The 22,257-nt window shown below is 65.4% G+C and carries 21 protein-coding genes and 2 pseudogenes; 12 read left to right on the top strand and 11 right to left on the bottom strand.

Annotated features, from left to right (window positions below):
- Window positions 1-116: 116 nt before the first annotated feature.
- A complete protein-coding gene (locus tag ABIB51_RS11485; protein WP_354188056.1) occupies window positions 117-497 on the bottom strand; it encodes a DUF7793 family protein in 381 nt (126 codons plus the stop codon).
- An 80-nt stretch (window positions 498-577) separates the two neighbouring features.
- The gene (locus ABIB51_RS11480; RefSeq protein WP_354188055.1) at window positions 578-1,990 is read right to left on the bottom strand and encodes an aminotransferase-like domain-containing protein; all 1,413 of its coding nucleotides are present in this window, start codon (window positions 1,988-1,990) and stop codon (window positions 578-580) included.
- Here ABIB51_RS11480 and ABIB51_RS11475 point away from each other — a divergent pair.
- The 4 genes and pseudogenes from ABIB51_RS11475 (at window position 1,989) to ABIB51_RS11460 (ending at window position 4,222) form a co-directional block, all read left to right on the top strand.
- On the top strand, window positions 1,989-2,930 hold the full coding sequence (locus ABIB51_RS11475) for a DMT family transporter (protein ID WP_354188054.1): 942 nt from the start codon (window positions 1,989-1,991) through the stop codon (window positions 2,928-2,930). The two genes, ABIB51_RS11480 and ABIB51_RS11475, sit on opposite strands and share 2 nt — an antisense overlap.
- 46 nt (window positions 2,931-2,976) lie before the next feature.
- Window positions 2,977-3,603, top strand: coding sequence for an FMN-binding negative transcriptional regulator (locus tag ABIB51_RS11470; RefSeq protein WP_354188053.1), 627 nt, complete (start codon window positions 2,977-2,979; stop codon window positions 3,601-3,603).
- A gap of 27 nt (window positions 3,604-3,630) precedes the next feature.
- Window positions 3,631-4,059, top strand: a pseudogene (locus tag ABIB51_RS11465) (DUF2975 domain-containing protein).
- Window positions 4,031-4,222, top strand: a complete 192-nt coding sequence (locus tag ABIB51_RS11460; protein ID WP_354188052.1) for a hypothetical protein — start codon at window positions 4,031-4,033, stop codon at window positions 4,220-4,222. The pseudogene ABIB51_RS11465 and the gene ABIB51_RS11460 overlap by 29 nt, the downstream one beginning before the upstream one ends.
- 46 nt (window positions 4,223-4,268) lie before the next feature.
- Here ABIB51_RS11460 and ABIB51_RS11455 read toward each other — a convergent pair whose 3' ends face one another.
- Window positions 4,269-4,685 (bottom strand): DUF4259 domain-containing protein, encoded by a 417-nt coding sequence (locus tag ABIB51_RS11455; RefSeq protein WP_354188051.1) that lies wholly within the window; start codon window positions 4,683-4,685, stop codon window positions 4,269-4,271.
- An 85-nt stretch (window positions 4,686-4,770) separates the two neighbouring features.
- Between ABIB51_RS11455 and ABIB51_RS11450 the strand changes: the two genes are divergently transcribed.
- Complete coding sequence (locus tag ABIB51_RS11450) at window positions 4,771-4,965, top strand: hypothetical protein (protein ID WP_354188050.1); 195 nt, start codon at window positions 4,771-4,773, stop codon at window positions 4,963-4,965.
- Between the two features lie 21 nt (window positions 4,966-4,986).
- The gene (locus tag ABIB51_RS11445) at window positions 4,987-5,574 is read left to right on the top strand and encodes a hypothetical protein (protein ID WP_354188049.1); all 588 of its coding nucleotides are present in this window, start codon (window positions 4,987-4,989) and stop codon (window positions 5,572-5,574) included.
- A 256-nt stretch (window positions 5,575-5,830) separates the two neighbouring features.
- Here the strand turns inward: ABIB51_RS11445 and ABIB51_RS11440 are convergent, their stop codons facing one another.
- Window positions 5,831-6,952 carry a 3-isopropylmalate dehydrogenase gene (locus ABIB51_RS11440; protein WP_354188048.1) on the bottom strand — a complete coding sequence of 374 codons (1,122 nt, stop codon included), beginning with the start codon at window positions 6,950-6,952 and terminating at the stop codon, window positions 5,831-5,833.
- Window positions 6,949-7,635 (bottom strand): GntR family transcriptional regulator, encoded by a 687-nt coding sequence (locus ABIB51_RS11435; RefSeq protein WP_354188047.1) that lies wholly within the window; start codon window positions 7,633-7,635, stop codon window positions 6,949-6,951. Before ABIB51_RS11435 ends, ABIB51_RS11440 begins: the two co-directional genes overlap by 4 nt.
- A 307-nt stretch (window positions 7,636-7,942) precedes the next feature.
- Between ABIB51_RS11435 and ABIB51_RS11430 the strand changes: the two genes are divergently transcribed.
- From ABIB51_RS11430 to ABIB51_RS11420, 3 genes are all read left to right on the top strand, one after another.
- Window positions 7,943-9,391 carry an aldehyde dehydrogenase family protein gene (locus ABIB51_RS11430; protein WP_354188046.1) on the top strand — a complete coding sequence of 483 codons (1,449 nt, stop codon included), beginning with the start codon at window positions 7,943-7,945 and terminating at the stop codon, window positions 9,389-9,391.
- Window positions 9,392-9,430: 39 nt separating this feature from the next.
- Window positions 9,431-10,240, top strand: coding sequence for an SDR family NAD(P)-dependent oxidoreductase (locus ABIB51_RS11425; RefSeq protein ID WP_354188045.1), 810 nt, complete (start codon window positions 9,431-9,433; stop codon window positions 10,238-10,240).
- Between the two features lie 79 nt (window positions 10,241-10,319).
- On the top strand, window positions 10,320-11,135 hold the full coding sequence (locus tag ABIB51_RS11420; protein WP_354188044.1) for a FadR/GntR family transcriptional regulator: 816 nt from the start codon (window positions 10,320-10,322) through the stop codon (window positions 11,133-11,135).
- Window positions 11,136-11,210: 75 nt separating this feature from the next.
- On the opposite strand, the gene ABIB51_RS11415 is transcribed toward ABIB51_RS11420, so the two are convergent.
- The 5 genes from ABIB51_RS11415 to ABIB51_RS11395 all read right to left on the bottom strand — a co-directional run bounded on the left by ABIB51_RS11415 (window position 11,211) and on the right by ABIB51_RS11395 (window position 18,005).
- The gene (locus ABIB51_RS11415; RefSeq protein ID WP_354188066.1) at window positions 11,211-12,635 is read right to left on the bottom strand and encodes an amidase; all 1,425 of its coding nucleotides are present in this window, start codon (window positions 12,633-12,635) and stop codon (window positions 11,211-11,213) included.
- Window positions 12,636-12,705: 70 nt separating this feature from the next.
- Window positions 12,706-14,604 (bottom strand): dipeptide ABC transporter ATP-binding protein, encoded by a 1,899-nt coding sequence (locus ABIB51_RS11410; protein WP_354188043.1) that lies wholly within the window; start codon window positions 14,602-14,604, stop codon window positions 12,706-12,708.
- 3 nt (window positions 14,605-14,607) lie between these two features.
- Entirely contained in the window at window positions 14,608-15,489 is an 882-nt protein-coding gene (locus ABIB51_RS11405) for an ABC transporter permease (protein WP_354188042.1), read from the bottom strand.
- Window positions 15,489-16,436, bottom strand: coding sequence for an ABC transporter permease (locus ABIB51_RS11400; RefSeq protein WP_354188041.1), 948 nt, complete (start codon window positions 16,434-16,436; stop codon window positions 15,489-15,491). The genes ABIB51_RS11405 and ABIB51_RS11400 overlap by 1 nt, the downstream gene beginning before the upstream one ends.
- A 51-nt stretch (window positions 16,437-16,487) precedes the next feature.
- A complete protein-coding gene (locus ABIB51_RS11395; protein WP_354188040.1) occupies window positions 16,488-18,005 on the bottom strand; it encodes an ABC transporter substrate-binding protein in 1,518 nt (505 codons plus the stop codon).
- A 206-nt stretch (window positions 18,006-18,211) separates the two neighbouring features.
- Here ABIB51_RS11395 and ABIB51_RS11390 point away from each other — a divergent pair, with 206 nt between their 5' ends.
- Window positions 18,212-18,973 carry a FadR/GntR family transcriptional regulator gene (locus ABIB51_RS11390; RefSeq protein ID WP_354188039.1) on the top strand — a complete coding sequence of 254 codons (762 nt, stop codon included), beginning with the start codon at window positions 18,212-18,214 and terminating at the stop codon, window positions 18,971-18,973.
- Between the two features lie 176 nt (window positions 18,974-19,149).
- Window positions 19,150-19,854, top strand: a pseudogene (locus tag ABIB51_RS11385) (leucine zipper domain-containing protein); the annotation flags it as partial.
- 202 nt (window positions 19,855-20,056) lie between these two features.
- Here the strand turns inward: ABIB51_RS11385 and ABIB51_RS11380 are convergent.
- The gene (locus tag ABIB51_RS11380) at window positions 20,057-20,905 is read right to left on the bottom strand and encodes a hypothetical protein (RefSeq protein ID WP_354188038.1); all 849 of its coding nucleotides are present in this window, start codon (window positions 20,903-20,905) and stop codon (window positions 20,057-20,059) included.
- A 546-nt stretch (window positions 20,906-21,451) separates the two neighbouring features.
- Between ABIB51_RS11380 and ABIB51_RS11375 the strand changes: the two genes are divergently transcribed.
- On the top strand, window positions 21,452-22,177 hold the full coding sequence (locus ABIB51_RS11375) for a haloacid dehalogenase type II (protein WP_354188037.1): 726 nt from the start codon (window positions 21,452-21,454) through the stop codon (window positions 22,175-22,177).
- The last annotated feature ends 80 nt before the right edge of the window (window positions 22,178-22,257 follow it).

The following is a 22,257-nucleotide window of genomic DNA, read 5'->3' as shown; positions in this document are numbered from 1 at the left end:
TCACAGCCCATGCCTTGTCAGAAATTTCCTGCCTTGCTGCCATGAATCAAGCCTGACGGAAATCAACCTTCAAAGGGTTTAGCAACACACCCTAGTACCAGCGCCCTACGTGCGGCTTATGCGCTGCCCTTGACGACGTCCGTCAGCCAGGTGATGGCGGCGCTCCTGGAGGTAAAGAACTGGTGCGGGTAGCGGGTGTGCCGGCTCATGGCAGCGGCGATGACCCGGTCCACTGCGCTGGATCCCAGGACCGCGATGGCCAGGACGCCGGTGGTTTGCGCGAACTCGTACCTGGCCGCCGCGCTGATCTCCACGTCGGTCATTTCGGAGAGCATGGGCATCGGGATACCCCGGCTGAGCCGTTCCACGGCCAGCATGGCGTTCTTGGCGTCGTCGACGTCCACAAATGAGCCGGGACGCCAGACCGACTCAATAATGCCCGCGCGAAGGCTCAGGGAGTTCTTCCCCATAGCGGCGGCAGTTCCTGCAGGCATCATCGCGTATATTCTAGGCCTGAGCTGCGGCGACGCCCGACCGCAAATTCCCGGTGCGGCCCGAAGAGTGCCCCCGGTCCTGGCTAGCGGCTGTTGCGTTCGATGGCCTGGCCGATGATGCGCGCGCCTTCCGGGAAGGCGCCGGGGTTGGGGCCGGCGTAGTTCAACCGGATGAACGGGCCCGCCGGTTCGGCCGGGAACCATTCGGTGCCGGCCGCGATGATGACGCCGGCACTCTCGCAGTCGCGGGCCAGCCGTTCGAGGTCGGTCCCGTCGGGCAGGCGTGCCCAGAGGTTTAGCCCGCCCTTGGGGACGTGGCTGAGGTGGGCTTGCGGGGCGTGCTCCCGCAGACTGCTCACCAGGAGGTCGCGGCGCGCCTGAAGCTGGTGGCGCAGGCTGCGCAGATGCGTCTGCCAGGCAGGCTGGGTGACGACATCCAGGGCAGCGGCCTGGAGGAGGCCGCTGACGTACATTGACTCGGCTGCACGGTCGGCCAGGATGCGTTCACGGGCCGGTCCCCGGGCGATGACGGCGGCGACACGGATGGCCGGGGACACGCTCTTCGTCAGTGAGCGCAGGTAGACGACGTGGCCGGAGTCGTCGCGCGCTGCGATGGGCACGGGGGTGGTGGTGATGCTGAAGTCGTGGGCCCAGTCGTCCTCGACGAGGAACGCGCCGTACTGGCGGACCACCTCCAGGACCAGTTCGCCCCGTTGTGCGGCCCATTGTGCCCCGGTGGGGTTCGCATAGTTGGGTTGTGCGTAGAACAGGCGTGCGCCGGTCTCCTCGAAGGCCCGGGCCAGCTCCTCCGGGTCGGGGCCGTCGGGCCCGCTGGGCACCGGGATGACGCGGACGCCCGCTTGCGCGGCGGCCAGGAGCGCCCCCCAGTAGGTCGGGGATTCCACGAGCAGGGGCTGCCCATGGCCGACCAGCGCCCTGAATATGGAGCTGAGTCCGCTCTGGCTGCCGGGCAGGACGACGACGTCGCTGGGTTGCGGCGGAGTGACCCCTGCCGGGGTCGAGGCGCCGAGTTCGCGCGCAAACCAGGACTGCAGTTCGGGAAGCCCCGGCGCTGGCGGACGCGACAAGGCCGCATCGCTCCGGACCGCCCTGGTGAGTGCCGCACGCACGAGGCGCTCTGGCAGGAGCTCCCCGTCCGGGTAGCCGGAGTGGAACGCAATGACATCGTTCGCTGAGCTGCGCATCGTGGTGGAGGCCGAGCGGGCGGGCGCCTGGGGTGAACCCAGCGCCGCCGTCTGCCAGCCGTAGTCCGACGGACGCGCCGTGCGGACGGCCCGCACGAAAGTCCCGACGCCGGGCCGGCTCTCGATCAGGCCCTGCGCGGTGAGGGCCTGAAGGGCCTTCTGCACCGTCACGGGGCTGGCCTGGTACTCGGCAACCAGTGACCTTGTGGACGGCAGGCGGGCGCCCGGCGCGGCCCCGGCGATCCAGGTCCGTAGCCGCACCGCAATCCGGGAACTGCTATCGTTGTCCATGAGAGACAATAGTAGCGCTACTACGCTCGTTCGGCCAGTGATACCGCCCAGGCAGCCCAACGGCCTGTGGTGGGGCCTCCTCGGAGTAGCGGCGTTCTCGTTCACCGTGCCCTTCACCAAGGTGGCCGTCGAGGGACTCTCGCCGCTGTTCGTCGGATCCGCCCGTGCCGTGATCGCCGCAGTCCTGGCCGCCGTCGCCCTTTCACTCACCCGGCAGCGTTTTCCCCGCGGCGCACAGTGGACGCGGCTCGCGGTGGTCGCCGGCGGGATTGTGGTGGGCTTCCCGCTGCTCACCTCCTTTGCCCTCACGACGACGCCCGCCACCCACAGCGCCGTGGTCATCGCGCTGCTTCCGGCCGCGACGGCAACGGCAGCAGTCCTCCGCGCCCGCGAACGTCCACGGGCAGCCTTCTGGGTTGCGACAGCCATTGGTGCGCTGGCGGCGATAGCCTTCGCCTTTGCGCAGTCCGGAGGCCTCGGGCAGCTGCACTGGGCGGATCTGCTGCTCCTCGGCGCTGTCGTGGCCGCCGCCATCGGCTACGCGGAAGGCGGCCTGCTCGCACGCGAACTCGGCGCGTGGCAGACGGTGTCCTGGGCCCTTGTCCTCGCAGCCCCCCTCATGGTGTTCCTGGCGGCGCTCTCCGCGGCCCAGCATCCGCCGTCGGGCACGCCGGTCCAGTGGGCCGCCCTTGCCTACCTTGGCATCGCCAGCATGTTCCTCGGCTTCTTCGCCTGGTACCGCGGCCTCGCCATCGGCCCGATGGCCCAAGTGAGCCAGATCCAACTCGTCCAGCCCGTACTGACCATCTGCTGGGCCGGACTCCTGCTGGGCGAATCCCTGACCTGGACCACCACCATCGGCGGCCTCGCCGTCATCCTCTGCGCCGGCGCCGCTGTCCGCGTGCGACAAAACCCGCCGTCCGCGGCACGGAATCCCTGACGGTACCCAAGCCTCGACGATCCTGCATCCCACAAAGGAGCAACCCATGTACATCCCAGCGCACTTTGCAGCCGAGCCCGACGCAATCCACACCCTCCTGGCCCGGCCGGCCGCATCCAACCTGGTCACCATGACCTCGCAGGGCCTGCTCGCCACCCTGCTACCCTTCATCTTCGACCCCTCGGTGGGCGAGCACGGCGCCCTGCTTGGGCACGTCGCCCGGAACAACACCCAGTGGCCCGAACCCGCCATCGGGGAGTCCCTCGTCATCGTCCAGGGCGCGGACGCCTACATTTCGCCCTCCTGGTATGCGTCCAAGGCCGAACACGGGCGCGTCGTCCCGACCTGGAACTACTCCACGGCCCATGTTTACGGGAACCTCATCGTCCACGACGATCCGGCCTGGCTCGGCAGTCTCGTCCGGCGGCTGACCGATCTTCACGAGTCCGGATCAGAACGGCCTTGGGCCGTGGACGATGCGCCCGAGCGCTTCATCGCCGGCCAGCTGCGCGCCATCGTCGGCGTAGAACTGCTCATCACCAGGATCGAAGCGAAGACAAAACTCAGCCAGAACCGGCCCGACGCCGACATCGACGGCGTGGTGGCCGGGCTAGGAACCCGTGGCCACGCGGAGAGCGCCGCAGACGTCCAGCGGGCGAGGCTAAAAGAATAGCCCCGCCAGCCCCGCCGCGCGGCGTACTTGAGATGGCCGCTGCTGACGTTCTCGGTACTGGAGTTGCTGTGCGTCCAGGTGGTGATTGTGTCCACCTGGCTGCTGCTCACCATGGTCAAGGACGACCGCATCTGAAGCGAGAAATCCCTGGTGTGGGTGGACGCGATCGTATGGGCGATCGTCGCCGCCTGGGTGATGCTGATGGCCGTGTTCACCTACTTCGCGCTGAGCTGGGGTATTGATCCCGGTCTGCCGATGTTGGTGATGGTGATGCTGATGGCCGGAGCCGCGCTGGTCCTGCTGATGGTGGTGATGCGTGCACTGCTGCGGCAGGCCACGATCCAACCTCCGAACAGCATCAGGTGCAGAAAGCCCTTGGCTCTTCCCCGGAAGCCGGGCAGGCCAGCACCTCCACCCGAACACGATCATGCTCAGGCTCCGTGGCCTCGGAATTGAACTGCTCGGATCACGGAACACGGCACTGGACGAGCACCTCTCCGTCACCCCGCCACCACTGGTCGCCGACGCACTCGGCTACAGCTACCAAGTCGCATTCCTCCATGCCGACGCCGCAGGCGAAGGATGGTCTCGCTACGTCGATCGGCGGACTGAAGCCTGAATGGTTAGTCATCCTAGGGAAACCGTGAACGGGCCGGTTACCGTCCTCAGGGCAGGCGTGAGCGCCAGCGGTCGATTTCAGCAGTGAACTCGGAGGTTTGTCCCGATTCCCCCCAAAGTTGGGCCAGTTCATTTCCTGCTGCCTCTTTCATACGGTCAAGCACGGCCGCGGCTTTCGTCTTCAAATACGCAGGCAGGGGATCGGACGTCCGCGGCCATGGCTCCGGGGCATAGGCGGCATCGCTGCCAAGCATCTCCGGTTCATTCCACGCGACAAAGAGTGCAGCGGCTGCCAGCCCTATCGAACCGTCTGGTGCCTCCAGGTCTGGCGTGGACTCAAGGACTGCGTCCAGTGCGTTTTCGATGACCGGCGCAATTGTCGCTACGGTGTTGGCGCCATCGAATTCGTAGGAGAAGTCCGCTGCGTCGTCGTTTCCAAAAACCGATCCATCCCATGCGCCCATAATGAATGCCCCCTGAGTCGACTGTTTGACCGACGATGAGCGGCCTCGCTGAGATTCTTGCACGCATACCAGTGGAGGCCAACCAATGGTTCTGCCCGTAAGCAAGGCAGGCCAGCACCTCCACCCGAACAACATCATGCTTCAACTCGGCAGCGTCGCACTTGAACTGCTCAGCGCAGGAACCACCGCCATGGACGAACACTTCTGCGTCACCCCGCCGCCGCTGGTCGCCAACTCACTCCGCCACAGCCGCCAGGCCGAATCAGGCGCGATTTGGTGAGGCTATGCGACACTTCCAAGCATGGTAGCTGCCGCTTTCTATTTCGCGGCCCCAGAGGACCACGCGGGGCTGCTCGACTACCTGGGGGAACCTGACAAAGCCACTTTGCGTCCGTGGCCGGTTGTTCGAACTCCCCTGGAGATCCTCAGCCGCGGGAAAGCCCTCGCCTCCCCGCAGGTGATGGTGATCAATCGGGACCTCGGCCCACCGGTCTCTCTTCGCCTGGGTGACGGCGCAATGGATGGGCCGACGAGGGCTGGCCTCTTCAACCGCCTCAATTGGGACCGGTTGCGCCCTTCCCTCGACGAAGCTCTAGTGGACCCGAATACCTCCCCGGTGCTCTTCTGGGAGCCCGCCGAAATCTCCATTGAAGTCTTAGGTGTGAGCAAGCTCGGGTCGCAGGCCGATGCAATGGCCGCGATATCGGAGGAATATGAACGCTGGGTCAACCGGACGATCGGCTGGATACGCCGCAATGGGACGAAAGTGCGGGGACTTGAGGGAGGGGCGGTTCGGCCGGACCTCGATATCCAGCTCGGCTTCGTTAACAGTGTTTACGCACTTCCTAGAGCGCTTCGAGCACTCGAGCACGGCGCGGTCGGCCGCTAAAAATCGCTGGAACATCCCTAATGTGTGCCATTTCCGAAGCGAATACGCACAAACCTGATACGCAGGGGTGCCAGTAGAACAATGAACATTGCATCTGATGCAGGATCGCATCCGGAACCTCTCCTCCACGCGACCGCCTCCAGGGACGTTGAAGTCCCCCCCGGAGTGTTAGACAGGGATTAGTCTGTTGGTCAACAATCATCGCTTGATGCGAATTCGTCGCTTTGCAACGCTTGGCAGAGTCGACGCCCTGCCCTCAGCCCCGCATCCCCGCCAGTTCCCCCATGAGTGACCTCCCTGGCACTGCTGGCACGGATTCCCCGGCGCCCACCAGCGCCGCGATCTCCAGACCCAGTTCCATAGTCGATCGCCCCATACCTGCGCCCGAGGGCGCGGGTAGCTGGGCCAGTACGTGCACGGCGGAGGCCTCTACGGCGAGGGCCGCTGCCTCCTCGCCCAGATGTGCCAGCATCAGGGCGGTGGAAAGGATAGAGCCGATGGGATTGGCCCAACCCCTGCCCGCTATATCCGGGGCGGAGCCGTGAATGGCCTCGAACATGCTGGGCGCCGAACCATCCAGATTAAGGTTGGCGCTCGAGGCGATGCCCAGGCCGCCTTGGATGACGGCGCCCAGGTCCGTGATGATGTCACCAAACAGATTGTCGGTGACCACCACGTCAAAGCGCTCGGGCGAGAGCGGAAGGTGGAAGCACATCGCATCCACGTGCACGTAGTCCAACTCGACGTCGGGGTACGTCTTGCTGAGGTCGTTGACCGTGTCCTGCCACAGTCTTCCGGCTTCGACCAGGATGTTGGTCTTGTGGCAGAGCGTCAGTTTGCCGCGCCGTTTCTGGGCCAGCCGGAAGGAAAAGTCCACCACGCGCTCCACTCCGACCCGGGTGTTGACCGATTCCTGCACGGCCACGGCGTAAGGTGTGCCGGCATGCACCGTGGAGCCCCGACCCACGTAGGCGCCCTCGGTGTTTTCCCGCACAATAATCATGTCGCATCGCTCGGGCGTCAGCCCGGTGATGGGCGTCTTGACCCCGGGATAGAGCTTCACTGGTCTCAGGTTCACAGCCTGCTGGAAAGTCCGGCGCATCTCCAGGATGAAGCCGCGCTCGAGAATTCCCGGGGCCACGGCCGGGTCTCCCATGGCGCCGAAGAGGATCGCGTCCTGACTACGCAGCCGCGCCTGCAGATTCGGCGTCCACAGCTCTGAAGTGCGCAAATAGTGCTGGGCGCCGGCAGTCACTTCCATCCGCTCAGTGCTGAATCCGAAGGCGGATTCGGCAGCGTCGAGGACCGCCAGCGATGCCTCGATGACTTCCGGGCCGATCCCGTCTCCGCGGATGACGGCAATCTTGTGGGTGCTCATGGGGCTCCTTGCTCTGATGATGCGGATGAAGTCATTTCGCGGCGGATCAGGGCGGCGGCAGCGCGCAGCCGTGCGCGGGCCAGCCGTTCGGCGTCGTCAGCGTTTCCGGTTTCCAGCGCGACCACGAGAGCGGCATGTCCGGCCTGCGCGGCAGCCGCGGCCTCGGGCGTGCAGAGGGCGTGCGGTCTGAAGAGTTGCTCGGTCAGCCGGACGACGGCGCTCTGCCGCTGCACGAAACCGTTGCCCGATGCCCGCAACAGGCGCTCATGGAATCTGCCGCTGAGCAGTGCGAAGCGCTGCTCCCGGCCCGGCAGCAGTTCCCGGGCCTCCGCCCCCGCAAGCTCGCGAAGTTCCGCCAGAGCGGGCGGCTCGGTCGATGAGACTCCCCTGGCAGCGGCAATTCGGTCGCAGGCGAGCCGGGCGGCCATGCCCTCCACGGCCTCGCGAAATTCCAGTGCGGCGAGCACCTCCTCAGGGCCCATCGTGGACACCCGTGCCCCGCCGCGGTCATCCGTGCGGACCAGGCCCTGTTCCTCCAGCAACCGCAGAGCCTCCCGCAGGGGTGTCCGGCTAACGCTCAGCTCGGCGGAGAGCTCGGCCTGGGGCAGCCGCTCCCCCGGCGTATAGCGGCCATCGAAGATGCGTTCCCGCAACAAGGCGGCCGTCTCTTCCACAAGCGACACCGCGCTGCGCCAAGCCGCCCTCTGGACCATCTACACCGCCTCTTTCGGTTCGTAGTCAGGGAATGCATGCGGCGGGCCAAGGAGATGTCCGGCGGTCAGGACAGCGAATCTGTCGACGCCAGCGAAGTGCCCGCGGGATCCCATTCCGGTTCTTCACTGCGACCCTGCCGGTTTACATAGGTAATTGTCAATACAACTCCAAAAATTGAGGCACCAGCATGCGGATTATGGCCCGAGCGTTGACCGCGAGCTCTGCCCACGTCTAACCTGAGACTGTTACTGGTCAGACCACTAAGGAGCGGGCACTATGTCCACCTTCACGATTCCCTACCCGGACGGACTCCCCATCGGCGAGGGCTGGGTCGATTGTCCGGACCATCAGAAGGTCGTCTTCCCGTATGATGGCTCCCTCGTGGCGGATTCCCCTGTGGGCAGCGTCGATCACGCCCGCCGTGCTGTGGAGGCCGCGGCCGCTGTGCGCAGCGAAGTAGCGGCCCTGAGCACCGGCGCCAGGCGATCCCTCTTGATGGCGATCCACGGTGCTCTGGCCGCGCACGGCCCCGAACTCATCGAGCTGCTGATTCTGGAAACCGGCAAGCCGCGCATCGACTGCAACACAGAGCTGGCCAGGTCTTTGACCACGTGGGCCGCCAGCGCCGAGGAGGTGGCGCACACGCACGGGGAGACCGTCCCGCTGGATCTGCAGCCGCTCGGCGAAGGCATGATTGGTTATTGGACCCGCCGACCGGCCGGCGTCGTCGTCGGCATTACGGGTTTCAACTATCCACTGCTGCTCGCGAGCCACAAGCTGGCCCCCGCACTCGCCGCAGGCTGCCCCATCATCGTCAAACCCGCACCGAACACGCCGCTGGCCTCGCTCTGGGCAGTGCACTTGATCCGTCAGGTCCTGATCGCGCACGGGGTGTCCGCCGCCGCCGTGCAGCTGGTCACCGGCGGCGTCGAGGTAGGCGCCAGCCTCGTGGCCGATCCTCGCACGGCCGTCGTCTCATTTACCGGCTCCGCCACCGTGGGCCACCAGATAGCTCGGGCCGCCGCACCGCGCAAGTCCGTCTTGGAACTCGGTTCCAACGCCGCTCTCATCGTCGCGGACGACGCAATGATTGCCGACGCCGTCGACGCAGTGATCCGTGGCGGCTTCTACGCCAACGGCCAGGCTTGCATCTCGGTTCAGCGCGTGGTCCTAATCGAATCCATCGCCGAGGAGTTCGAGCTCGCCCTGCTGGCACGGATGGGCGAGGTGCGTGTCGGCGACCCCCGCGAGGAGAGCACTCGGGTGGCCCCGGTCATCAACGAGAGTTCCTCCCGCCGGATCACCGGCTGGATCGAGGCGGCCCTGAAGGACGGGGCCCGTCTGCTGACTGGGGGAAACCTGATCGGGCGTAGCATCGCCCCCACCGTGATAGCAGAGGTGCCCGACGGCGCCGAGCTGTGGCGCGAGGAGATTTTCGGCCCCGTGGTCTGCCTGCGCCGCGTGCCGAGTGTGGAGACCGCGATAGAGCTGGTCAACGAATCGCGCTACGGGCTACAGGCCGCCATCTACACTAAGTCCCTTGCGTCGGCGTTCGCGGCCATCAACAAGCTCGACGTCGGCGGCGTGGTGGTCAACGAGATTCCCGGCTTCCGCTCCGACATCATGCCCTACGGAGGCGTCAAGGACTCCGGGATCGGCCGCGAGGGTCCGCGCTTCGCTATCGAGGAATTCACCGTGACCCGCATGGCCATGATCCGCCCCTAGTCAGCACCTGTGGCGACACGCCAAACTTCCCTCAGGCGAATGCGAGCCACCCAACCCAGCGAAGAGAGTCGTGCTTTGGACTACACCCAGCTTTTCCACTTTTCCGGCCGCCGCGTCATGGTGATCGGCAGCGGCAGCGGCATCGGACGCGAGTCCGCCGTGGCCCTTGGCGCGCATGGCGCGGCCGTGGTCTGTGCGGACCGCGACGGCGCGGCAGCAGCCGACACAGCCGCGATGATCGGGGATAACGCCAGTTCCATCACCCTGGACGTGCTGAACCATGAGGCCGTGGGCGCCGCTGCGCTGCAGTTCGGTGACATTGCTGCGCTTGTCTTCACCGCGGCCACTAATGTGCGCAAACGCATCGCGGACTATACGTTGGACGAGTTTGACCGTGTGGTGAATCTTAACCTGCGTGCTTCCTTTAGCCTCATCCAGGCCTTTGCGCCCGCCATGGCCGCGAACGGCGGCGGCAGCATCATCGGATTCGCCTCGATCCGTGCGGTCACGGTGGAACCGGGGCAGGGCGTCTACGCGGCCAGCAAGGCGGGCCTGGTGCAGTTATTGCGCACCGCTGCGGCCGAATATGGTCCGTCCGGCGTGCGCGTCAACGCCATCTCCCCGGGGGTTGTAGAGACTCCGCTGACCGCCCAGATCAAGAACAACACAGAATGGTACGACGCCTACGCCAGCAAGAGCGCGTTGGGCCGCTGGTCCCGGCCGGAGGAGCTGGCGGGCGCCGTCGTCTACCTGGCCTCTGACGCCTCCAGCTTTGTCACGGGGTCTGTTCTCACGGTCGACGGCGGCTGGACTGCCGTGGATGGCCGCTTCGATCCGCCAAATGCCTAGACGAACCCCGTTTGGTCGCCCCCAGGCCGGGCGCGGATCGCCGCCGGGGCAGCATCTTCTAGAATGACAGCAGTAGACCATGCGCACCAGCAAAGGGAGTCAGACCGTGGCCGATGCTGTACCCGCTGCGCCCCGCGCCAAACGCGCCTTCGAGGCGGTGGTCGATCACGTTGAACAGGCCGTCCTCCACGGCGAGCTAAAGGTCGGAGACCGGCTTCCCGGCGAGCGGGAGTTGGTCACCCGCTTCGAGGTGGGCCGCTCCTCGGTGCGGGAGGCCATGCGCGTGCTGGAAAGCGGCGGCCTCATCGCGTCCCGGCCCGGGGACCCGCGCGGAGCAGTCATCCTGGCCCCCACCGCCGCCCCGCTCAGCAAGCTCATGACCCGGCTTACGGTCTCCTCGAGCAGCAGCCTCGCGGATTTACTCATCTACCGCATGACGCTGGAGTCGGCCGCCAATTCACTGGCGGCCTCGCGTCGCAGCGAGGCCGACCTGCTCAAGCTGGAAAAGGCCATGGCACGGATGCGCCAATGCATGGCCCTAGGACGACACGAATTCAGCCGCGCCGACCTCGACTTCCATGACGTGGTTGCTTGGGCCAGCGGCAATGCCATGATCCAGGTCTCGGCCGAGGCGGTCCGGGACTCCATCGAATCGCTCATCGAGAGTTCGATTCGCGGTAGCGGTGATGACGAAGAACTGATGTTGCGCACGCTCTCCCACCACGCGGACGTCTTCGCCGCGATCCGGGACCGGGACGCGCACCGCGCCGAATTCCTCGCCCGCAGGAGCCTCTTCGAGTACTACGGCCAACTGCTAGCTGAAGACGACCGCGCGGCCCTTGCCGCGCTGGCATCCTTCGGCGCACCGACTCCGGACCCCACTGGCACCGACTAACCATTCGGCGTTGCCGGACGCGAGCCCGCGGCGCATGGGCTGCCCGGAAGGTCCCGGCTGCCATCCGCAGCGAAACTAGTCGAGCGCTGCCCAGTTTGGAACCGCGGAGGCCGGGCGCACGGATTCGTACCAGGCTGCCGCGCGCAGGATCTGGGCGTCCGCGCCCACCGGGCCGGCCAGCTGCACCCCGATGGGTCGGCCGTCGGGGGTGAAACCACAATTGACCGTGGCTGCGGGCTGTCCCGACATATTGAACGGCACAGTGAATGCGATGTGCGCCATGGTGCTGTCAGGGTCGTCGACAGGCATAGGCTGCTCGGCGGCAAAGGCGGGCATCGGCGCTACAGGTGAGAGAACGACGTCGAACCCTGCCGTGGCGGCAATGGTCGCCTTCTGCATTTGGTCGATGCAATTGAAATGGCCTATGGTCGCGGCCCCGTCGAAGCTGGCTCCCCGGGAGCACCAGCGGATGATGTAGGGCAGCACCAGCTCCTGATGATCTTGCGGCAGGGCGCTGTAGTCCGCCCAGGAACGGGTTCGCCAGAAGTTGTCGAGCCCGTCGAGCATGTCCTGGTTGATGAACGCGCCCAGATCGGTAACCTCCGCGCCAGCCCGGGCGAAGACCTCCGCAACGGCTTGCACGGCCGCCAGAACTTCCGCGTCGGCGTCGGCACCCGCCCCCGCATCGGTCTGGAGCGCCACCTTCATCCCCCTAATAGTCGGTCCGCTAATCCCCCCATCGGGGTCCAGCCAGTTCATCGGAGGGTATGGGCGGGCCGTGTAATCGCGAATATCGGGCCGGGCCAGCACGCTCATGAAGAGCGCCGCGTCCGCTGCCGTGCGGGCCATTGGGCCTGCAGCCCGGCCGAGATACGGCACGTCCAGCGGTATTAGGCCGGCGCTGGGCTTGAGCGTGGCCAGCCCCTGCCAGGTTCCGGGCAGACGAATGGACCCGCCGATGTCCGTTCCGACGTGCAGGGGACCATAACCCGCCGCAGCGGCGGCACCGGCTCCGGCGCTAGAGCCGCCTGTTGTCCAGTCGGGGTTCCAGGCGCTGCGCGTCACGCCGTGCAGGCTCGAGACGCCGGAGGAGAGCATGCCCCAGTCTGGCATCGTAGTGGAGCCCATGATGATGCCGCCGCTCTCTAGGATGCGGTCCGTGATGGGCGCATTGGCGGCTGGCACTCGCGGGCCGGGCAGGGCAGTGCCGCTGGGCATGGGCACTCCGGCGCGGGCAACATTTTCTTTGACCGTGGTGGGCACGCCGTCCAGGGCGCTCAGGGGGCTTCCCGCGCGCCAGCGACGCTCGCTTGCCCGCGCATCCATCAGCGCGTCCTCGGGGTTGAATACGAAGAGCGCGTTGAGTACCGGCTCTCGCTCCTCGATGCGGCTGATCACAGCGGCACAGACCTCCACGGGAGAGAGCTCTCCTGCGGCGTAGGCCGCCCCGAGGTCCCGGGCGCTAAGAAGATGGATTTCGGTGGACAGCGTGGCGGCCATGGTCGGTTCCTTCAATTCGGTCACGGCCGGCGTTCGTTGTGGACGTCGCCGGCACTGACTGCTGGCTGGTTTAGTGCTGCAGGGCCGCCTCACGGGCGGCCAATTCAGCTCGTAGGGACATGGTGGCACCCACCAGTGTGCGGGTGTACTCGTGCTGCGGCCGCTCGTAGATCTGCTCCGTGCTCCCGCTCTCCACGATCTCCCCGGACCGCATGACCACCACGTTGTCGCAGATGTGCCGGACCACGCCCAGATCGTGCGAGACGAAGACCAAGGTCAGCTGGTACTGATCCACCAAATCGGAGAGCAGGTTCAGCACCTGGGCGCGGACGGAGACGTCCAAGGCGCTGACCGGTTCGTCCGCGACAAGGACCCGAGGTTTGCAGATAAGCGCGCGGGCGATCGAGATGCGCTGGCGCTGACCGCCGGAGAACTGATGCGGGAATCGCTCCGCCGAATCGGCCGGCAAATCCACTGCAGCGAGCATTTCCCGCACGAGCCTGCGCTGGAGTGCGCTGTCGACACGTTGGCCCGGGGCCAGCAGGGGCTCGGCGATGATGTCTTCGACCCGCATCCGGGGGTTTAGCGAACCCATGGGGTCCTGGAAGACGATCTGGAGCTCGCGGCGCAGCTCAATGAGTTGGCTCTCGCGCGCCCCTGCCACTTCGTTGCCGGCCACCCGCACGCTGCCCGCGCTCGGCTGGTCCAGCCCGGCCAGGATTCGCAGCAAGGTGGACTTGCCGGAGCCTGACTCCCCCACTACCCCGAATCGCTGCCCGGCCTGCACATCAAAGGAGATGCCGCGCAGCGCTCTGACCTCTCCGGGCTTCTTGAACAGGGACGTCCGGCCGCGTTCGTAATTGCGCACCAAATCCTTCACGCTGATGACGGGCTCCTTGGCAGCATCGACACCCACTGACACGGCAGGTCCTCGACCGGTCGGGGGCTCGTCCAACGCGGAGCCGTCTGTCCGGCCCGCGGGGGGCGTGCTTTCGTCTACTCCCGACCCGCCGGGGTGGTACTCCTCGGCTGCAGGCTGGCCCGCGGCGGCGGAGGTCTTGAGTCGCAGTACGCTCGGCGGAACCATAGACAGGACTTCCTGGACAGTGGGCGGAGCATAGGCCGCGGCGGAGGCCACCGTGAACAGCCGGCCATTCTCATCTGAGGCGTCCAAGTCCGAGGCCGCGAGCAGTCCCCGCGTGTAGGGATGCTGCGGACGCGTAAAGACCTCGTCCGTGGAGCCCTCCTCCACCACGATGCCATGGTTCATGACCAGGACCCGGTCGCAGACGTTGGCCACCACTGACAGGTCATGTGTGATGAACAGAAGTCCCGTGCCGCGCTGCTGCACGGATTCCAGAATCAGATCCAGCACCTGGCGCTGGACCGTGACGTCCAGCGCCGTCGTCGGCTCATCGCAGAGCAGCAGCTCGGGGTCGTTGGCCAGGGCCATCGCCAGCATGACGCGCTGGCGCTGACCGCCGGAGAGTTGGTGCGGATAGGCCGTGGCAGCCTCGGCGGGGTCCGGCAGCTTGACGCTCGCCAGCAGCTGTACGGCCTTGTCCCTTGCCTCGCGGCGGCCGGACACTGTCTTGTGCTTGAGCATGACTTCGGCAACCTGAGGACCAACCTTCATGAGCGGATTCAGGGCCGTAAGCGGCTCCTGGAAGACCATGGTCATGTCGTTGCCGCGGATCCGGCACATCTGCCGGTCTGTGGCCGTGACCAGGTCCTCCTCCCGCCCGGCCAGCCGGATAGAGCCAGTGGCGTTGACTCCCGGTGGCAGCAGACCCATCAGGGCTGTGGTGGTCATGGACTTGCCGGAGCCGGATTCACCGATGAGCCCTACCCGCTCGCCGCGGTCCATTGTCAGGTTGAAGTCCCGCACGAGGGAACGGTCCTTGGTGGCAATATTGAGTCGGGTCACCTGCAGCAGCGGCCCGGTATCTGGGTTCTTCGGGGTACTCACGGCTTACCGTTCTCCATTCAGCTTCGGATCAAAGCGGTCTCGCAGGCCGTCGCCCAGCAGGTTGAACCCCAGCACCGCGACCGCGATCGCGACGCCCGGCCAGACGACAAGCATGGGGAAAGTGCCCAGGAACTGCTGCGATTCCTGCAGCATGCGCCCCCAGGATGGCACCGGCGGCGGGGTGCCGAGACCTAGGAAGGACAGCGCGGCCTCGGCCAGGACGGCGAGTGCGAAGGTCACGGAGCATTGCACCACCACCATGCCCGCGATGTTTGGCAGCACATGGCGGCGGGCGATACGGAAGGCGCTCTGGCTCGAGGCCCTTGCTGCGAGGACATACTCGGTGCTCATAACCTGGAGGGTGCCGCTGCGGGCCACCCGGGCGAAGCCCGGGATCGAACCGATGCCGATCGCGACCATCGCCGTCGTCGTGCTCGCGCCGAAGACGGCGCCGAACATGATTGCAAGCAACAGCGCGGGGAAGGCCAGCAGAATGTCGGCACCACGCATCGTGACCTCCTCGGTCGCGCCGCCCCGCATGCCGGCGAGGATGCCCAGCGGGGTGCCGATCATCACGGCAATTCCCACTGAGATGAGTCCAACCATGAGTGTGATTCGAGCGCCGTAGAGAATGCCCGAGAAGACGTCGCGGCCGAACTTGTCGGTGCCCATTAGATGCAAAGCGCTGGAACCCTGCAGCCGGTCCGTGGGGAAGGCCTTTACCGGGTCATACGGGGTCCAGAAGAGGGAGATCAGCGCAACAAGGACGACGATGACCACAATGATGGTTCCTACCGTCAAGGTGGCCGAAAACCTGTGACCGAGGCGCCTGACGACGCCAAGCGACTCGCCGGGAAATGATGCAGAGCCGGTGGATTGGGACATTAGGCCTTCTTCCGGATTCGCGGGTCCAAGACCGTGTAAAGCAGGTCGACCACCAGATTGATGATGAGCGTGATCGCCACTAGCACCATGACGACCGATTGGACCGTGAGCATGTCGCGATTACCTACGGCGTCCAGCAGCATGGAGCCCAGGCCGGGGATGACGAAAACTCGCTCCACGACGACGGCCCCGACGATCAGCGCGGCAAGCTGCACGCTCGTGACTGTCAAAACGGGGATCGAGGCGTTGCGCAGGCCGTGGCGCACCAAAGCCTCCAACCTCCCCAGGCCCTTGGCCCGGGCCGTGCGCAGATAGTCCTCGCTCATGACCTCCAGCACCGCGGAGCGTACATACCGGGTCAGGATCGCTCCCTGGACGGAGGCCAAGGCCGCGACGGGAAGGACGAGGCGACGGAGGAAGTCGCCAAAGTCCTCCCCGGGAGGGACCCAACCGTTGGAGGGAAACCAGCCCAGCCCGACGGCGAAGACGACCACGAGCAGGATGCCAGCCAGGAAGCCGGGAATGGCAACACCGAGTTGGCTCAGGCCGCTGATCAGGACGCCGCTCGGCTGGCGGTGCCGTACGGCGGCCAGAGTGCCGAAGGGAATCGCGATGAGCAGGGCCACGATCATGGACAGCACCACCAGGATCAGGCTGACCTGGACCCGGTCCGCGATCATCGGGCTGATGTCCTGCCGCGTGACGTAGGAGACGCCGAAGCTGCCCTGCGGCAGGCCCGTGACCCAGTCGACGTACTGCACGGGCAGGGGACGGTCAGTGCCGAGCTGCCTTCGGGTCTCCTCGAGAAGCTCGGGTGAGGCATTGACGCCGAGGGCAATCTGCGCGGGATCGCCTGGGATAGCGCGCATGAGCAGGAACACCGCCACCGTGGCCGCAATAAAGGTCGCAATGAACCTGCTCACGTTAACCATTAGCCGTACGACCATCCCGGCCCCCTTTCTAGTGCTCTAGCGTGTGGTTTCGGACATCCGGCGGTCTTACTTCCAACCCGTCGCGGTCAGGTCCAACGCCTCGGTGACGGAATTGGCTGGAATGCCGGTCACGCCGGCCTTGGCCACCACCAGATTCGGGAACAGAAAGAGCACGTTGGCGGGGGCATCCTCGGTGATCGTGCGGACCACCTGCTTCATGCCGGCCACATAGCCGGCCTGATCCGCTGTGTCAGCCGCCGCGGCGACATCCTTGATCTTCGAATTGTCGTAACCGATGTAGTAGTCCGGGTTGTTAAAGACGGTCAGCAGATCGCGGCTTTCAACGGCCAGCACAACGGACATCTGGTACTCGTGCTTCGTGAAGACCTTGTCGAGCCACACGGCGGGAAATTCGGCCGTCTCGATCGTGGCATTGATGCCGACCTCGGCGAGCTGGGAGACAACAATCTGGGAGACCGCATTCGCGTAGGGCCGGGTGGGGACAGTGAAGGTGATCTTCAGGTTTTCCGCGCCAGCTTCTTTAAGCAACTGCTTGGCCTTGGCCGGATCGTAGGGGTAGGCGTTGTTGTGATCCTCGTAGTACGGGTCGGTCGGCGGAACCGGGGCACCCAGCAGGGTACCGTGCCCGCTCCATGCGGTGTCCAGAACGGCCTTGCGGTCGATCGCGTACATTACGGCCCGGCGGACCCTCACGTCGTTGAACGGTGCCGCCTTGTTGTTCATGGTCAGCTCCACCTTGCCGTTGGAGGTGCCGTCCAGGATCTGGAAGCCCTTATCCTGTTCGAAGGTGGGCAGAAGCTCGGGTGCCTGCATGTTGTAGACGACGTCCACGTCGCCCGAGCGCAGGGCATTCGTGGTGGCCGTGGCATCTGCGAAGTAGCGCAGGGTGACGGTCTTAACCTTTGGGGCGGTACCCCAGTAGCCGTCCCGGGCGGCCATCTTGATGGCCTCGCCCCGCTTCCAAGAGTCGATAGTGAACGGGCCCGTGCCGATGGCAGTGTTGGCCAGGTCCCCCACACCTGAGGGATCGAACATGGCGCCTACCGGAGTGCCAAGATCGAAGAGCCAGGCGTTGCTCGGCCTGCTCAAGACCACGGTCACCTCGCTGTCGCTCACAACGTTGACAGCGTCCACTACGTCCATCTTCTTTTTGAGGCTGGATACCCATGCAGACTTGACCCGCTCCAGGCTGAACTTTACGTCCGCAGCCGTGAATGACTCGCCGTTCGAGAACTTTACATCCTTGCGTAGCGCGAAGGTGTAGCTCTTACGGTCCTCGCTCAGAGTCCAGGACTCGGCCAACGCGGGTTGGATCTTGCCCTCCTGATCGATCTTCACGAGGCCCTCGTAGACGTTCGCCATCAGCGCCTGCGGGATGGCGGCACCCGCCGTCTTGGTGAAATCCAAGTTGCTCGGCTCGCCCGTGAGCGCAACGGTCAGCGAGTTCTTGGCCTCTGCTTTGTTCGTTGACCCCGCGCTGGAGCCTGCGGAACACGCAGTAAGGGACATGGAGGCTGCCACAAGGGCGGCGGCCGCCGTTTTGAAACGCTTCGAGCTGCGCATAGGGGCTCTCCATCGGCTATAGCGGGATTCCGCGGTGGAAAAAATCGTGTGACCTACATAACATCTAGCTAAAACGACATTACTACCTAGTTTGCTGGTCTGACCAGTCATCGCAGTTAACAAGTTATCTAAGTCAACTTGGGTCCGGGTGAGCCGTATGCTTGCTTCAGGCCAGCACCCGAGGTGGCCTTGCCGAAGGATCCCCAATGAACAACGTCACCTTCAGACCGGCCGTTGCTGTCCTGACTTACGAGCGGGTCGTGGAACAGATCGAGCATGCCATCGTCTCCGGGGTCATTAGGCCAGGCGACCGGCTCGCCAGTGAACGCGAGCTCATGGTGCAATTCTCCGTCAGCCGCCCCACGATCCGGGAGGCCCTGCGGGTCCTGCAGGCCCAAGGATTGATTGCCTCCAAGCCGGGCGGACGTGGCGGGCCCGAGGTCCTGGCCCCCTCCCCCGAAACCCTGGCCCGGTCCTTCACCACGATGGCCCGCGTCGCGTCTCTCTCGCTCTCGGAGCTGGTCCAGTTCCGCATCGTGTTGGAAAGTTCGGCCTGTCAACTCGCGGCCGCCCTGCACACACCCGAGCAGCTCTCTGCGATGGGCGATGCGATCGGCCGCATGGAAGCGGAAGTGGCCAACGGCTCGGATAGCTTCAACCGCGCCGATCTCGACTTCCACGCGAGCATCTGGGCGGCGAGCCACAATGACTTGCTGCAGATCTGTGGTCAGGCGGTTTCCGGTTCCATCCTCAAGCTCATGGACGACCGGATGGACCGCGCCACGGACAAGAGCCGGGCGATGCAGGAATCCTTGGAGCGTGACCGGACTATCTTTGCCGCCATCGCGGAAGGCAACAGCGCCGGCGCCGGCGACTCCGCGCGCAACGCAATCGCCTCCTATTTCGAGCAGTACCTGGACGAAGACGGCGCGAGGGGCCTTCAGGCCCTGGGCGCCGAAATCGACTGATTATTGGGCCCGGTCTCTGCACGGGACCTCTCTGTCAGTGCCCCATAGAGGTGAGTCAGAAGTGCTAGATGTATTGACCATGGACGTTAGGAACGCTCGGCGTGGATAGGTGACAAAAAGAAGACCTCCGAGTGGAGTAGGGCTTGTCTGGAGTCCGATCCACAAGGAGGTCTTCAATGTCCCATGCTAACGCGCTCCTCACGCCCAAGGGCAGGCTCCGGCTGGCCCGTTGCGTTGTCGACGACGGGTGGACCCTTCGCCGGGCGGCTGAACGGTTCCAGGTGTCGGTTACGACCGCAGCACGTTGTGCTGGCCGCTACCGGGACCACGGTGAAGACGGGATGCAGGACCTTTCCAGCCGGCCCGTCAGCTCCCCACAACGGACGCCCGTGCGGCGGGAGCGGCGGATCATCGCGCTCAGAGTCAACCGCCGGTGGGGGCCGGCCAGGATCGGATTTCTGCTGGGTATCCACCCGTTCACGGTGCACCGGGTCCTGTCCAGGTTTGGGCTGGCCAGGCTGTCGTGGCTGGACCGTGCCACCGGAAGAGTGATCCGCCGTTACGAGCACCTCAGCCCCGGGGACCTGGTCCATGTGGACATCAAGAAGCTGGGGCGGATACCTGACGGCGGCGGCCACCGAAGCATCGGCAGGGCCGCCGGAAACCGAAACTAGACCGGCACCACGGCGAACCCTCGACCGGGCTACGCTTTCCTCCATAACGCCGTCGATGACCATTCCCGACTCGCATACACCGAGATCCTGACCGACGAGAAAAAGGACACCGCAGCCGGCTTCTGGGAACGTGCCAACGCCTACTTCGTATCCTGCGGAATCACCGTCAAACGGGTCCTGACCGACAACGGATCCTGCTACCGCTCCGGCCCTGGCTGTCCAGCAGGGCTCCGCCGGAATTCCCGGGGTTGATGGCGGCGTCAGTCTGGATGACATTGATGCTGATGGAAGCCTCAGCAGACGGGGGAGCGGGAAGTCTCTGACCCGGGAGGCGTATTGACGATGCGCGGTGGTGGACCGTGCGCCGCGACCGTCAGGCAGCCATTCTGGCCCCCCGTTCCGGACCGGTTCACCGTGATGCGATCGAGGCCACCGCGCCGACAAAGGTCGGCAAGAGGGCCAGCGACGCCAGAAGGAGCATGCCGCGCCCCACCCACAGGGCGGCCCGCGGATGCCGCGAACGGGTGGAAGGAACGACCTTGGCCCAGGGCAGCACGAGCAGCGCGCCGAGTCCAAGCACGAGCCCGGCCGGCGGGAAAAGAATCGCCGCCAGCAGCGGCAGATAGGACTTCCAGGTCGTTCTGCTCACGGGGAGGAGACGGTCACTGACAGCCCCGGCCACTGCCGCGACGAGCGCACCGTGGAACACGGCGAGGGCTGCGAAGAGTACGACGGTCAGCCACCCGGGTTCGACAATATCGAAGTCAACATTCTCTGGCCGCAACGGCTCCACGGAAGCTCCGAAAACCAGCAGAAGCACGACGCCCAGCGCCGGACCCGCCCACCTCCCTTCGGGCAGCCACCGGCGGATCAGCACGTAGGTAAACGCTGCTGCGAAGCCCGCCGGAAGGCCCGCGAAGATCAATAAAGTCAGCGTGCCCTCGACCGTGGGGATACCCACGATCGCCTGAGCCTCGGTAAGCCTTCCTTGCGCCGACGCCGGTGATGTGAGGGCCAGGATGCGCATCACAAGCCGGCCGCCGGGCCACGCAACCAGGAACGCGGACGCGACCGCGGCTACCGTCGCCACGTTCGCCCACCACAGGTAGCGGCGGAATGCCGCGGCAGGGGTCTCCGGTCCGGTGGCAGGCCGGGCCAAGGCGGCCAGTAGCCACACAGGACGGTTTCCAAAGCCAATGACCAGTCCCCCGCCGATGACCAGCAGTAACCTGCAGCCCGCCACAATTATCCAAGACACGACACCATCACCACCCAGAAACCGGTGCACTCATTGTGGCCTGCAGGCCGCCCGTTTGCCAGACCGGCGGGAGGCAGCTGCAGACATGACTACCTACGCGGAAATGACCGGTTCGTTGGCGTCCCGGTGTCCGGACCCGGCTCTCTCGAGGGGCAGGGTCAATGGTCGGAATATCAGGCATGGACGAATTCAAAGGGCCTTAGCCTCGATTTTTCACGATGCTCGTTGATGGCCGCTGATTTGTGGCCGCGGCTGATGGGCGGTTGATTTCTGTTTTCGGGCAGTCCGGTGTGGCCTGTTGGTTCGCACCCTTTCCCTGATTAACACGCCATCCCGACGGGCCCGCCATGAAAACCTTGGGCTAGGCGGACCTGACGCAGGCCACCTGTCTGGGCCTCATCCCGGGCCCCCACCCTTTTCGACTCCCGGAAGGCGAAAACTTCCCGGCCTACGCGGCCGATCATTTCGCGGGGGACGACACGAATCCCAGGCCGACCGTCGCCCGCATCGTTCGTCGGGATGCGCACGGATACGATCAGTGCGTGGATGCCTTATCCCCACGGAATTGAGCCCCTGATGCCCACCCGGCCCGCCGTTATCGTTTTTGATGTCAATGAAACCTTGTCGGACATGTCGGTCATGGGTGGCCGGTTTGCCGAGACCGGGGCACCGTCCTTCTTGGCCAAAGTCTGGTTTGCCGGGGTGCTGCGGGACGGTTTTGCCCTTGCCGCCGCCGGAGGCAGGGCGAAGTTCGCGGATGTCGCGGCTGAGTTACTGCGGGTGAGCCTGGCGGGGCTGCCATTGAACCGGGGGGTGGAGGAGGCCGTCGGGCACATTATGAGCGGCTTCGCTGATCTTGCTCTCCACCCTGACATTGTCGGCGGAGTCCGGGACTTGAGGGCCGCAGGGTTCCGCCTGGTGACGCTATCCAACGGCTCGACCCAAGTGGCCGGAAAACTCTTGGGCGACGCGGGAATCCAGGAGGCCTTTGAGACCCTGCTGTCGGTTGAGGACGGGCCGGCCTGGAAGCCCGTTCCGGCTGCATACACGCATATTGCGAAGACCTGCAGTGTGGAACCGGGACAGATGCTCCTGGTAGCTGTCCATCCCTGGGATATTCACGGCGCAGCCCGGGCCGGATTGCGCACCGCTTGGATCAACCGTGCCCACGCCCCGTACCCTGCGTACTTCACGCCGCCGGAGGTCACCATCAGGTCCCTTCGTGAACTCACCCCACTCTTGAGCGCCGACGGGTTGGACCGTCCGCGCTGATCGGGAATGTTAGGCACGCAGATCTACTGGGCATCTCGCATCCGGGGACCGCGCTTGCCGGAACCAGGGACCGCGCCGCG

It is taken from the genome of Arthrobacter sp. UYCu712, from assembly GCF_040547005.1.
In the GTDB taxonomy this organism is placed as follows: Bacteria; Actinomycetota; Actinomycetes; order Actinomycetales; family Micrococcaceae; genus Arthrobacter.
The sequence above is the reverse complement of the archived record's forward strand: the minus strand, read 5'-3'. Positions and strand labels throughout refer to the sequence as shown.